The following is a 12917-nucleotide window of genomic DNA, read 5'->3' as shown; positions in this document are numbered from 1 at the left end:
GATTCAGTATAACTACTAGCATTTTTCCTAAAAAATATGTGAAACTTTCATGACAAGCGAAAACACTCTAAAAAACCTGGCGATCGCCAGATTACCAGCCTAAGTAATTTCCGCAAATATTTATCGCTTCTGTTGAGCGCCAAAGATACACAGTTGCCCTTGGTAAGACAATTGTGGCGATCGCACTTTGGATCATTTCCAATATCAAAATTAAGCTTTACGGAGGGAGGGTTATTTTATGTCTATTTCAACTACTTGGAATAAGTTATCAATGGCTGTTGCCGGTGCAACATTGATTGTAGGAACATTTCATTCGGCTCCTGCGAACGCCATAACATTTAAATTTCAAGGGGATGCTGAAGACGCAGGCTCAGTTGAAGGCAGCTATACCGTCGCCGATGATATCCTCAAAACCTTAGTTAGCGATGTACGGATACAAGCTCCTTTCCTACAGGTAGAGAATCCTTTGGATTTTTTTTCCTTTACCGTGAATGGCAATAACATCTTCAGTGGCAAGCCATCATACTCATCTTTAACATCTTTAATTCCGGTAAATGGAGTCTTTGCTTTCAGGGAGGTTTTGAGACTAGACGTTATAGATGATCGGGGCCTATTTTTCGCCTTTAAGCTAGATGTCGCAACCGCTGATGAAGGACTGATAGAACCGGTTGACCAGTGTTTAGTTAAAGAATGTCAAGGATTTCTGGGTTTTGCCCTTGGAGGTGGAATCAACTCTCCACCAGGCGTTATCGGAGGTGGCTTTGTTCCGCATAAACCTGTGAATGATGTCGAATCCGTACCAGAACCAACGGCAGCGATCGCGCTAGGTATCATCGGCGCTTCTATGCTAATCCGCAAAAGAAAATTATCGTCCTCGCTACACGCCTAAACTAGATTTAACTAGATTTCAATTAGCAATATTTGCCAGTATTAACTGCTTGAACACAGCCTGCAATCCGGAAAAACCTAGCAGATTTATGGCGTACCATAAGCAGTTAAAAATACCAATTTTATCAACAGTTAACTTTACGGAGGCTTGTTTTATGTCTACTTCAAAAATGTGGAATAAATTGTCAATAGCTGTTAGTGCAGCATTTTTGGCTTTGGGAACAGTTAATTTGGCTCCTGCGAACGCCATAACATTTAACTTTCAAGGGAATCTTGACGGAGACTCAGTCGAAGGCACCTACACCGTCGCCGATGAAATTCTAGACTTATTAGTCAGCGATGTACGGATAGGAAATTATCTAGATGTCAAGAATCCTTTTGATTTTTTCTCCTTGAGCGTGAATGGCAATAATATCTTTAGTGGCAAGCCATCAGACTCATTTTTAACATCTTTGATTCCGGTAAATGGAGTTTTTGCTTTCAGAGAGGTTTTGAGACTAGATGTTAACGATACGAATTTTGACTTTCAGCTAAGTGTAGCAACTGGTGATAATGGGCCAAGAGAACCTGTTGCTCAGTGTTTAGTTAAAGAATGTCAAGGATTTACGATTTTTAGCGTTTCGGGCGTTAATGGAAGTGGATTTGTTTCCCATAAACCTGTGAATGATGTCGAGTCCGTACCAGAACCAACCGCCACGATCGCGTTAGGTGTGATAGGCGCTTCTATGCTAATCCGCAAAAGAAAATTATCGTCCTCGCAACACGCCTAAACTAGCTTCCAATTAGCAATATTTGCCAGAATAAACTGTTTTACTACAGTCTGCACATTCTGGCAAATTTTTGGTAATTGCAAAACAAGTAACTCCTCTTGTCGCTAGTCACTCCATTTCAAAAGAGAAATAGCTATGAAATTACACTTAAGCATTCCCACAGCATTGATGGGCTTATGCCTCAGCTTTTTGGCAGCGGGAGAAGTGCAAGCTGCCAGCTTCACCTTTACGAAAATTGCGGATACAAGCGATCGCTTCAGTTCCTTTCTGTCATCTCCCGCCTTAAATAATGCTGGAACCGCCGCCTTTTTGGCTGGACTAGATACAGGGAGCATAGGTATTTTCACGGCCAATGGCTCCACAATTACCACGATTGCCAACACCAATAATTTCTTTAGTAGCTTTCGTACTCCTCTCTCCATTAATGATGGAGGAACCGTCGCCTTCAGCGCTGTCCTAGCTGAGGTAGGTGGAGGTATTTTCACTGGGAACGGAACAACAACGCCCACTCCTGTCGCCCTTGCTTTCCCTCAATCCGACTCGAATGGTATTGAGTCACCCTGGATTGATGATGACGTTATTGTCGCGAAGGACTACTTTAGTGATTTTTATTCGCCCTCGATTAATAATGCCGGAGTTGTAGCTTTCATAGAGAGACTTTACCGGGGCGAACGTATTCTCACCAGCGAAGGAAAAGTTATCGATACTATCTTTTATGGCAGCGTCAATTCTCCCTTCATCAATGATGAAAGAACTGTAGCCTATAGAATTGAAAGTGGGAATCCTAGCACGGTAATTGTTACGAGTAACGGCACTACAAGGACTATCGTTGCCAGCCTTGGAAATAATTATCCTGAGGATTCTGGCTTTGGTTCCCCTGCCCTCAATAATGTAGGAAACGTTGCCTTTTATGCTCCCCCGGCTATTGATCCAAGCAATGATTGGTATACTCCGCCAGAGCCATTTGTGGGAGGAAAAAATGCAGCTTTGTTCGCTAGCAATAGCAAAACAACAACCTTAATTGCAGACACGAGCAGCTCCTTGAACGGCTTTCTTGGCGTTCCCTCAATTAATGATGTGGGAACTATTGCCTTTTTTGCTGAACTGGATGTAGGGGGGACGGGTATCTTCACTGGAGCCGATCCGCTAAAAGATAAGGTAATTAGTACTGGTGATACCCTGTTTGGTTCCACCGTAACGTCCCTTAGTTTTTCGCGGGAAGGATTAAATAATGCTGGTCAGGTGGCATTTCTTGCCAGTCTTGCGGATGGCACTACGGGCATTTTCCGCGCCGAGCCGGGAGTGTCTAGCGAACCGCCAAAGGATGTTCCCGAACCCACTTCAGGCTTGGGTTTACTCGCATTAGGTGCTTTGGGTGCTGGTTCAGTGATGCAGCGTCAACAGAAACAGCAGATCGACGACTAATCATAGATAGCGATCGCATTCCACTTTTACCCATTCCCACTTGCAACTTCTACAATTTTTGAGAAATGGCTTGTATGGCTACCTTCAGAAAAACACTTTCAGCCTTAGTCTTCAGCACAGTCTGCTTTTCCTTATCTGCACTGATGGCACCTAAAAGCGTGCAGGCTGCTACATTGACTACATTAACTTTTGATGAGCTGCCGACTCAACCAGCGGATGATTTGAGTTTTAAGGGCGTTACATTTGACTTTAAAGTAAATGGAGAAAACTCAACTGCTGCCACCTACAATGTTGAAAGAAAATTGAATCTCGGAGGTTTGTTCGGCGTTGAAGAAGCATTTTATTTCCTTGATTTATCACCCCCCGTCTTAGAGATCGGTGCGCCAGGAATTTTAACACTTGACTTTGCCATGTCTACTTCTAATATTATGTTCGACGTGGCGAAGCTAGGGGATTTTCGCTTTCAGCCTCTACCCAAATTAACCGTCCAACTTTTTGACGAAGACTTCACTTCTCTTGGCATCACAGAGGTGATTCTGGATAAAACATTCGTAGACGACTTTCCTTCCCCACTCAGAATTAGTGTTTCCGGCACTACTTTTACTTACAGCGGCACCCCTGTAAAACGGGCAGTTGTAGATTTCACTAAGGAATTAGGTTCATGGGGATTTGACAACCTTAGCTATCTAACCGCCGCTCAAACAGCTTCGGTTCCCGAACCAGCTTCTGTATTGGGTTTACTGGCATTGGGTGCTTTCGGTGCAACTTCACGACTTAAGCGCAAACAAAAAAAGTAAACTAACTCGGCATCCTAGACAAAGCAACCACCGATTTAGGAAAGCGACTCTTTAACGCGGGTATCACCGGACACGGTTTTTTCTCCTGTAAATTGTCTTGATTATTCCAGTTGAAGGTGTTCCAGCGGAAAGGTCCCTTTTGAGCAGCTGCCATCCAGAGTAGGCGCTTCGCTCGTGTCATCGCCACGTAGAGGAGGCGGAATTCCTCTGCGTTTTTGAGCTGTCCCGCTTGTTCCCAGGCTGCGGGTGCTGGGGGTAAGGGATATTGACCGTGGAGACTGGCGCGAATCTGTGCCCTAGCGACCTCTGCTAGGGTAAAATCGCCCAGGAATTGGGCAGCCGTAGGCACCCAAGGACTGCCGGGAATACTATCTTCGTGCAAAAACGGCATAAAGACATAATCCCAGTCCAATCCCTTGGCTTTGTGCATGGTGATGATGGTGAGTTGACCGGCCCGGACATAGCGGGCGTCTGTGTCTTCAGTTTCTACGGGTTCAAAGCGTTCGGAATTCACAATTTCGCTTAAGACTTCCAGAGTAGAACTCATGGAACTGTTGCCGTAGGTTTGTTGGGCGATGCGTTCGGCTAATTTATCCGCTGTGGCGAGTTCGGACGGGTCGTATTTTAAGGTGAGAGCGAGAAAGGTAGGCAATTGGTAGTGGGGCAGTTCCAAGCGGGCGCGAAGCAAACTGCGACAGTACCGCGCCGCCTGATGCACGGGTGGCGTTTGGGGAGGATCGAGCGGGCCGGGATAGAGAAATTGCTCTGGAAAAGTGGCGAGGGCGTTGAGGTCTTGGGTGGGAATCAGCTGGCGCTGTACGAGTACCTCTAGTGCGGCTTTTATATAGTCGGGGGAGTGGGGGCGATCGAGAAATTGTAAGAGGGCGAGGATTTCGGTGGGGACGTTAGAGTGGCGATCGCTCTGGGAAACATCGTACACCTCAATCTTGTGCTGGCTTTGCAGATAACTCAGCCTTTCAGCCACAAATCGGGCTTGCCGATTTTCCCGCACCAAAACCGCCGCCCGACCTTTGGGATTTTTCTCAAATAATTCGATCGTCCGTTCTCCGATCAGCTGGACGGTATGGTAAATGTCGCGGGGGGTGTAGATTTCCAGCCCTCGACCCGTTGGTTCCGGGTTGGCGTCAGATTGGGGATCTCCTGCGTCAACGGGATGAATGGTTTGGGGACGAAAGGGCAGTTCAGTTGGGTTTTGGGAGGATTTTGACGAAGTTGTTCCTCTACGGTCGGGTTTGCCCCCATAGGTGTGATTCACCCACTCCAGGACGAAGTTCGCGGCGTCAACAATCGTCTGGCTACTCCGACCCGCTCGATCCATCGTTGCCAAGCGTTCCTGGGCTTGGCAGGCTTCGCAGAAGCGACGGAAGTAAATCGGATCGGCAGGGGTGAAAGTGGAGTTAATCGCCTGGTTGGGGTCTCCCACGCGCACCAAGTTGAGGGCTGGGGAATTGCTGGCGGGTTGAGCGGCGAGAATTTCTAAAAGTCGGCTTTGGAGGGGGCTAGAGTCTTGGGCTTCATCTTCAAAGACGGCAAAGACTTGGTTTTGCCAAAGTTGGCGGGCGCTTTCGTTTTGCAGCACCCGCAGGGCACCGAGAATCATTTCGTCGTAGTCGATCAAGTCGCGCGATCGCAATAAAGCTTGATATTGCTCGTACAACCCGGCAGCGACGCTCAAAATTCCATAATCATCCGGCGTCTGTCTTGCCAGTTCCCACAAATTTTCCGGCAACAATCCAGAACTTTTTGCTTCGTGAATTACCGTGTTTGCAAGACTGGGCAACACTTCGGTGCGTAAAACTGCCTGACGGCGCAACCGCTCGGTTTCTTCCCCATCAAATTGCAATCCCTCCAGCAGCGTGGAGTAGCGCTGAGGATTGTGAGAAATCCATCGCTCTACGCAGTCCCGAATTAAGCGGTGACTTTGGTTCGGAGAAACCAAAGTTACCGTTTCCAAATTCAAACCCGATAGCTCTGGATGGCGGGTAGCAATATTCAGTGCCAAACCGTGTAACGTATGGACAACAAAGCCAGTTTGCGGTAGTCGCAAATCCTCCCGCAGGCACTGCCGAATCTTGGCTTTAATATTTGCCGCAGCCGAGCGAGTAAAGGTGACAACGACTAAATAGCGTCGAGTATGCAATTGGTAACGAGCGATCGCTAAAGCCGCCGCCACTGCCATCCCAGTCGATTTACCCGCACCGGGTACGGCAGAAACCGCTAAAGGGCCACCTCGCCAGTCAGCCATGCTTTGCTGCCCCGCTCGCAACCCATTGCGGAGTCGCTGCATTGCCTGTTCGCGCACTGCTGCTAGCGACACCTGAGCCAAATCCGGCACCATTTGGGCTGCTGTACCATCTGGGTGAATAAGATTATCGTCATTCATGGCTAATGGCTTGTGAGAGTTTTGAGTTTTGAGTTGTGGAGTCGCGGTTTGTCGCGTCTAAGGTTTAAGTTTTGAGGTTTGAGTTGTAGAGTCGCGGTTTATCGCGTTTGAGGTTTGAGTTCCAAGAGAATTTTTTAGTTCAAAATTTAACACTTAAAACTTTTTACTAATTAGCAGCTAACAACAGAAAAACATGAATCGCCTAAAGTTCTTTCTACATTATTTAGCGCTAGCTGGGGTAATTGTCTTGGGCGCTGCTTTGCGGTTTTGGCATCTTGACCTGAAACCGCTGTGGCTAGATGAGGTGATTACAGGGTTATTTAGTTTGGGACGGACTTACAATGATGTCCCGCTTGACGTAGTTTTTCCCCTATCAACCTTAAAGCAAATTTTTACCCTGAAGCCAGACGTTAGCTGTGCTGAAATTGCTCATACACTTGCAACTCAGTCTACCCATCCTCCCCTATTTTTTTGCCTGATGCACGGCTGGCTAAAATTACTCAGCCATGAGTACGGACAAGGCGCTACCGTCCCCCTACTGCTCAGCACTGACTTGCGATCGCTACCGGCGATTTTCGGAGTCGGAGCGATCGCGGCAATTTATTGGCTAGGTCGCATCGCCTTCTTCCCCGCCGTCGGTTTGATGACCGCAGCAATCATGGCGGTTTCTCCTTTTGGCGTCTACCTCTCCCAAGAAGCACGGCACTACACCCTCCCGGTGCTGTTGATTACCTTGGCACTGGTAGGATTCATTCAAATTCAGCAAGACCTGGAAAAAAATCGGCAGACGGGATGGCGCGTTTGGCTTGGCTGGGGCGTTGTCAACAGTATTGCCTTCTACGTCCACTACTTTTTTGTCTTAGCTTTCGTGGCGCAGCTGGTGACGCTCCTGACGATATTTTACTGGCGGCGGCGATCGCTTAAAATTCACACCTGGGTTGGGCTGAGTCTGACAATTTTGGGGATTGTACTCAGTTTTCTGCCTTGGTTGCCGGTGCTACTGGGACATTCTGGACGTTCGGAAACCAGTTGGCTTCCGTCTCCCCATAACGTTGCGCCCTTATACCAAACTTTGGTCGGTTGGCTGCTGATGGCGATCGCCCTACCCGTAGAAAGTCAGCCTTTATGGATTGCGATTCCATCGGGGCTGCTGATGCTTCTGTTTGGCTGTTGGCTGGGAAGGCAAATTTATAATTTTTTTAAGGGAAAGAGGCAATTAACCGCCTCTGGAGGGCACACGCAGGTAAATCCAAGTCGCTTTAAAACCCTCTATTCCTCAGCAATTTTCGCCTTGGGTAGTTTCACTTTTTGCGTGCTGCTGCAATTCTTAGCCATTGTCTACCTGCTGGACAAAGACATCACCATTGCCCCTCGCTATCACTTTGTCTATTACCCAGCTTTGTGCGCCCTTTTGGGAGCTATCCTCACCATCGGGACTGCGGCAAAAGAATTGCCCACTGAAGATGCCCAAGAAAATTTTGATGGAAATGCACGAACTCAGCACCAAAGCCAAGATCCATACTTACTCCTGAGTCCTCAGTCCTCAGATGTACTGCTAGTTTGCCTTCTCAGCAGCGTTTTTGTCGTTTTTAACCTGGCATTCTTAAAGCCCTTTAACCCCCTGCAAGTCTCCCACCACATGAACTTAGAACCGACCATTCCTCTAATGGTTGTGGTGGGATACAACGATTCCCAGGATGTCGCTTTGGGGTTAAGCTTTGCCCTTGCTGTCGATAAAATCCGGGCACCCCGCGTCGGTGATTTTGAGCCGGAGGGCGAAAAAGCCTACTTTGCTTTCTTAAACGCGAAACCTAGTTATGATGCCCTTTGGCAAAATCTCTCTGCCATCCAAACTCCTTTGAAATCGCCACTGAATTTGTGGGTGGTTGCCCCTGGACTCAAGCGGGTCGATTATCCCCAGTCTTTGGCACTTGCCGAGCCAACGAGTTGTACGATTGACTCTACTCAGCACTACCGAATCGGGGTTCCTTATCAGCTATATCGATGTCGTTAGCCAGTTTTGAGTTTTGAGTTTTGAGTTTTGAATTTAGGACTTACGCACCAGGAACGGAAAAATGAACCATCTTCGCTTAAGACACGAAGAAATAAGAGTGTGAGAGAGTTTTTGCATAAGTCCTGGAATGAAAAATTCTCTTGTAACTCAAAACTCAAAACTCATAACTCCCATCAACTATTCTTCGATCTGCCATAAATCCTTAGTCATGTCTTCATCGACAATTTTCTTCGGACGCAACACCAGGAGGATTTGTCCCAAAATGGGCACAGTAGGAGCATCGGGGAACCAGTGAAGTTGCAGCTCTCCTGACTGGTCAACGATAAAATAGCTGCTGTCATTCCATTCTTGTCGAGATCGATCGATGAGAACTAGAATTCCTTCCGGTTTGTTGGTATGTTGGCTGGGCAACTGGCTGCTGTTGCAGAGAATGACGACCGGGTCTTGTGCGTTCAAGACGACTTGCCAACCGGGTAGAGACACCCAAGATCCACTCCAAGAAGTTTGCACTAACCGGAACGGCTCAATCTGTTCTACTGGGGGAACCAATTGCAAGTCTGCGGGTGTCAAGGGCAAGGCACCGGCGACGGGTATCGTGCGAGGGAGTTGTTCGTCCTCATCCAGTCGGTACAGGGGCAAAGAGGGGGCACGACGAGGGGCAGCACCGGCAATTCCTTCGGTTAGCAGCTGTTCGATTTGATTTCGGGCAGTTTGGCTGTGGGCAAACATTAAGCCGCGTGCAATAAAACGCGATCGCTCTTGCAAATTACTTAATTGTTTTGCCCGTCTCCAATACTGATAAGCAACCGCGTCTCCAGGATGGTCGGTAAACCCCTGCGGTAGAGTCCGCATCCGGGACAATTCTTTCACATCTTTGGCGACTTCACGGGCAACATCGGCGTCGAGGTTTCTGGATCGGATAAAGTCTGCCGCGGCGACCCGTTCCGGCTCAGTCAGAATCCGCAATTCGTATAAAATATCACTGCCAGTGCGAGAATAGTGCGATCGCACTTCTTCTACTGCCCCACCGTTGACCAAAGACGTATAGACCTGTGAGCCTACAATTACTTGATTCTGATGTATTGGCTCAAAGCCAGTTGCCTCAAAAATCGCTTGGGTACTGTAACCGGCTTTTTGCAATTTGGCACAGGCGTGTCCCCAGTCAACCCAGGTTCCTTCTTTACGTCGGAGCGAGAACAGCAAATCTTCAACATTCACGTTCGCTGACTCTGGTTGAAGGCTACGATCGGGAGTGTCTGCGGAAGGTGTTTCAGTCATAATGACCTCAAAAAGCTTTTCATCGCTATCAAGCGACCAGGAACGTTTTTAAATGTATCGCGTTCGGGTCACGAATAAATTTACATGGCAAGTTTAGTTTGAGGTCCGGTCTGTTTGACGCAAACCAGGAATTCCTAGTTATGTCATTTGTCCCGAAAGCGCTACTAAACAATCGGTCTTAAGATAGATGTTTTGTGTATCTGAATTTGCATTAACAAGTTGACCAAGAGTTTGTTGTATCGTTATGGACAATGCTATTCCAGAGCTTGATAGTATCAGCCGTCAGTTAATGAGCCTAGAACGCCCCAAGAAGCCCAAAATGTTGGTGGTAGACGATGAGCCAGATAATTTAGACTTGCTCTACCGCACTTTTCGACGAGATTTCAATGTGCTGAGAGCCGAAAGCGGTATTCACGCCCTGGAAGTGCTGGCGACAGAAGGGGAAGTAGCCGTGATTATCTCCGATCAGCGGATGCCTGAAATGAAGGGAACGGAATTTTTGAGCAGAACCGTGCCCAAGTTCCCGGATACGGTACGAATCATCCTCACGGGTTTTACCGATGTGGAAGATTTGGTAGAAGCGATTAATTCTGGACAAGTCTACAAGTACATTACCAAGCCTTGGGACCCCAACGAATTAAAGGCGGTAGTCCAGCGGGCAGCAGATACCTATGAATTGCTAAAGCAACGCACGGAGGAACTGCATCGCGCTCAAGCACAAACGGCACTGCTGGCAACGATTGTGCAAGTGGCTCAGGAGTCTCCCAATGTAGAGGCAACGCTAGAACCCATCGCCAGTGCCTTTGGCAGAAATTTCGCAGCAGATGGCTGTATTTTACAGCAGGTAGATGGCAATCAGCTGGTAGCGGCAAAAGGAACTTATAGTGCTGTAGGCGACACGGAAAACTGGCTGGAAAAAGACCCTCTGGTACAGGATGCGATCGCCTCTCGAAAACTTCAGGTTTGGGTAAATACTCCGGGAACGACTCCTCCAGCAAGTATCGAACAATACCAAGCTTCCGGTCTCCAGGCGCATCTAGCGATCCCGATCATCTATCGGAGCGACGTACTAGCGTTGCTATCCCTCCAGTGGAAACGACCCTGTAAACTACGCGAAGATGAGTTGAAATTCATTCACTTATCCGCCCAGCAGATTGCTCTGGTTCTAACCACGACCCGCACTCATCAGTAATCGTTAAGGGCTGATGGTAATTTCCTAATTAGCCATTAGCCCTTACCTGTTAGCAACTGAAACATCATGACCTCTGAGCATATTCAAGCCATCTTTGACCGCATTGCACCCGTTTACGACGAGCTTAACGATCGCTTAAGTCTCGGACAGCACCGCGTATGGAAGCTGATGACGGTGAAGTGGAGTCATGCGAGTCGGGGAGATATTTGCTTAGATGTCTGCTGTGGGAGTGGTGACATCGCCCAGCTACTGGCGCGACAGGTAGGGGAGAAGGGTCAAGTATTTGGGGTGGATTTTTCACCGGCGCAATTAGCGATCGCGAGAGAGCGATGGGAAAATAGGGGCACCCAAAAGGAGTGCCCCATCACCTGGATAGAAGGCGATGCCCTCAATCTCCCCTTCCCCGACAACCATTTCGACTGCGCCACAATGGGGTACGGACTTCGCAACGTCACCAATATTCCTCGATGTCTGGAAGAATTGCACCGCGTCCTCAAGCCGGGTGCTAAAGCCGCTATCCTAGACTTCCATCGTCCCAGCAATCGTTTAATGCGAAGCTTTCAGCAGTGGTATCTCGATACCATCGTCGTCCCAACCGCCAAAGACATGGGATTGACTGAAGAATATGCCTACATTAGCCCTAGCTTAGATAAATTTCCCACGGGCAGCGAACAAGTGGATTTAGCCGGAAAAGCGGGATTTACCGCCGCGACCCACTATCAAATTGCGGGTGGGGTCATGGGCGTATTGGTAGTAACCAAAGCCTAAGATGGTAGTAGGGGGTAGCAGATGAGTTTTGAGTAATCAGTGTTGAATTATCAGTTATGAATTGACCCTAACTCAACACTCAACATTCAACATTCATAACTTCCCTTAAAACGTAACCCCTGCCTAATTGGATCGCCGCCTTGAATTGGTCTAACCTCTGGCTTTACGTCAGCCCCCCGATTGTTGGTGCAATTATTGGCTACTTCACCAACGATATCGCCATTAAAATGTTATTCCGCCCCTATCGGACTCTTTACATCGGTGGGCGGCGCGTCCCTTTCACGCCTGGATTGATTCCCCGAAATCAGGAACGGCTAGCCAACCGGGTTTCTGACACCATCATGGGTTCTCTGCTGACGCCAGAAGAATTGCAAAATCTGGCACGACGGCTGCTGCATACAGAACGGGTGCAGGGAGCAATTCTTTGGTTACTCCGGCTAGCGCTAGAGCAGGTCAAACCCGATGCCGAGCAGAAAACCGCTAAAATTATGGCGGGAATTCTGCGGGATTTGCTGGGTGAATCGTTTCCTCGCCTGCTGAAAGTTTTAGCTCGCCGCGAGGATTTTCTGGAAGTCCAACTCAACCAAATTTTTGATAAGGTTTTGCTGGAATTTCAGCTGAGTGACGATCAGGCAAAGAAGCTTTCTGACTGGATATTGCAAGTGGTGCTACCACCAGATATTGTGCGGCAAGCTTTGATAGATTTTTTGACTGACCGCAATATTCAAGTCATTGATGAAGGCTTTCGGGCAAAGACGAGTGGCACTTACTGGGTAGTGGCGAATTTATTTGGTCTTCGCAACACTCTGACGCGCCTGCGGACGTTTTGCCTGGATGAAAAAGAGGAAACAAATCAGCGGATAACAGAGTTGATTCTCTCTTTGGGAATTCGAGAACGTTTGCAGGAATGGCTGCAAAATCTCTCTTTACAAAATTTGCCGGTTTCGACGGTGCGCCAGTTGCGGAAAACGATGCGCGACAGCGTCCGCAGTTATATTCAAGAGCGGGGCGCTGATTTGTTGCAGGGATTGAGTGACTCTGTGGACTGGGAAAATATTGCTAAGTTAATCCTGGGTCGGCTGCGAACATCGCCTGCTGTCAACGCTTCCTTAGAAGTGGTTAGCAAAGAATTGGCTTTAATTTTAGAGCGCTATTTGGAGCGGGATCTGGAAAAAATTGTCGCTCAAGTAATTCCGATTTTGTCGATCGATCAGGTGATTATTGACCGAGTCAAGGGAACATCGGCAGCGGAATTAGAAATGGCAATTCAAGGCATCGTAAAAAGTGAATTGCAAGCAATTGTTAATTTAGGAGGCATCTTAGGGTTTGTCGTGGGTTTGTTACAGGGGGTTTTGCTGTTGCTGCGTTAAACTGTGCAAAA

The 12917-nt window shown here is 48.0% G+C and carries 10 protein-coding genes; 8 read left to right on the top strand and 2 right to left on the bottom strand.

Annotated elements, in window-relative coordinates; translation table 11 throughout:
• Positions 1 to 238 precede the first annotated feature (238 nt).
• The 4 genes from NC994_RS00935 to NC994_RS00920 all read left to right on the top strand — a co-directional run bounded on the left by NC994_RS00935 (position 239) and on the right by NC994_RS00920 (position 3880).
• Positions 239 to 889, top strand: coding sequence for a PEP-CTERM sorting domain-containing protein (locus tag NC994_RS00935; RefSeq protein ID WP_190436301.1), 651 nt, complete (start codon positions 239 to 241; stop codon positions 887 to 889).
• A 154-nt stretch (positions 890 to 1043) separates the two neighbouring features.
• Positions 1044 to 1658 carry a PEP-CTERM sorting domain-containing protein gene (locus tag NC994_RS00930; protein WP_190436297.1) on the top strand — a complete coding sequence of 205 codons (615 nt, stop codon included), beginning with the start codon at positions 1044 to 1046 and terminating at the stop codon, positions 1656 to 1658.
• Positions 1659 to 1793: 135 nt separating this feature from the next.
• Complete coding sequence (locus NC994_RS00925) at positions 1794 to 3083, top strand: choice-of-anchor tandem repeat NxxGxxAF-containing protein (protein WP_190436295.1); 1290 nt, start codon at positions 1794 to 1796, stop codon at positions 3081 to 3083.
• 74 nt (positions 3084 to 3157) lie between these two features.
• Positions 3158 to 3880, top strand: a complete 723-nt coding sequence (locus tag NC994_RS00920) for a PEP-CTERM sorting domain-containing protein (RefSeq protein WP_199299639.1) — start codon at positions 3158 to 3160, stop codon at positions 3878 to 3880.
• 1 nt (position 3881) lies between these two features.
• Here NC994_RS00920 and NC994_RS00915 read toward each other — a convergent pair whose 3' ends face one another.
• Positions 3882 to 6239 (bottom strand): ATP-dependent helicase, encoded by a 2358-nt coding sequence (locus tag NC994_RS00915; RefSeq protein ID WP_190436609.1) that lies wholly within the window; start codon positions 6237 to 6239, stop codon positions 3882 to 3884.
• Positions 6240 to 6477: 238 nt separating this feature from the next.
• On the opposite strand from NC994_RS00915, the gene NC994_RS00910 reads away from it, so the two are divergent.
• Positions 6478 to 8298 carry a glycosyltransferase family 39 protein gene (locus NC994_RS00910; protein ID WP_190436293.1) on the top strand — a complete coding sequence of 607 codons (1821 nt, stop codon included), beginning with the start codon at positions 6478 to 6480 and terminating at the stop codon, positions 8296 to 8298.
• A 177-nt stretch (positions 8299 to 8475) separates the two neighbouring features.
• Here NC994_RS00910 and NC994_RS00905 read toward each other — a convergent pair whose 3' ends face one another.
• Entirely contained in the window at positions 8476 to 9576 is a 1101-nt protein-coding gene (locus NC994_RS00905) for a RuBisCO accumulation factor 1 (protein WP_190436291.1), read from the bottom strand.
• A 244-nt stretch (positions 9577 to 9820) separates the two neighbouring features.
• Here NC994_RS00905 and NC994_RS00900 point away from each other — a divergent pair, with 244 nt between their 5' ends.
• The 3 genes from NC994_RS00900 (at position 9821) to NC994_RS00890 (ending at position 12906) form a co-directional block, all read left to right on the top strand.
• Positions 9821 to 10768, top strand: coding sequence for a response regulator (locus tag NC994_RS00900; RefSeq protein ID WP_190413807.1), 948 nt, complete (start codon positions 9821 to 9823; stop codon positions 10766 to 10768).
• A gap of 66 nt (positions 10769 to 10834) precedes the next feature.
• Positions 10835 to 11536, top strand: a complete 702-nt coding sequence (gene ubiE / locus NC994_RS00895; RefSeq protein ID WP_190413808.1) for a bifunctional demethylmenaquinone methyltransferase/2-methoxy-6-polyprenyl-1,4-benzoquinol methylase UbiE — start codon at positions 10835 to 10837, stop codon at positions 11534 to 11536.
• Between the two features lie 140 nt (positions 11537 to 11676).
• Entirely contained in the window at positions 11677 to 12906 is a 1230-nt protein-coding gene (locus tag NC994_RS00890) for a DUF445 family protein (protein WP_190413809.1), read from the top strand.
• Positions 12907 to 12917: the final 11 nt, after the last annotated feature.

The organism is Trichocoleus sp. AS-A1 (assembly GCF_039962015.1).
GTDB lineage: Bacteria > Cyanobacteriota > Cyanobacteriia > Cyanobacteriales > FACHB-T130 > FACHB-T130.
This window is presented reverse-complemented; position numbering and strand designations above follow the sequence as displayed.

Coding starts and splice junctions, on each gene's coding strand:
- NC994_RS00935 (WP_190436301.1), top strand. CDS start 239: ATGTCTATTTCAACTACTTGGAATAAGTTATCAATGGCTGTTGCCGGT.
- NC994_RS00930 (WP_190436297.1), top strand. CDS start 1,044: ATGTCTACTTCAAAAATGTGGAATAAATTGTCAATAGCTGTTAGTGCA.
- NC994_RS00925 (WP_190436295.1), top strand. CDS start 1,794: ATGAAATTACACTTAAGCATTCCCACAGCATTGATGGGCTTATGCCTC.
- NC994_RS00920 (WP_199299639.1), top strand. CDS start 3,158: ATGGCTACCTTCAGAAAAACACTTTCAGCCTTAGTCTTCAGCACAGTC.
- NC994_RS00915 (WP_190436609.1), bottom strand. CDS start 6,239: ATGGTGCCGGATTTGGCTCAGGTGTCGCTAGCAGCAGTGCGCGAACAG.
- NC994_RS00910 (WP_190436293.1), top strand. CDS start 6,478: ATGAATCGCCTAAAGTTCTTTCTACATTATTTAGCGCTAGCTGGGGTA.
- NC994_RS00905 (WP_190436291.1), bottom strand. CDS start 9,576: ATGACTGAAACACCTTCCGCAGACACTCCCGATCGTAGCCTTCAACCA.
- NC994_RS00900 (WP_190413807.1), top strand. CDS start 9,821: ATGGACAATGCTATTCCAGAGCTTGATAGTATCAGCCGTCAGTTAATG.
- ubiE (WP_190413808.1), top strand. CDS start 10,835: ATGACCTCTGAGCATATTCAAGCCATCTTTGACCGCATTGCACCCGTT.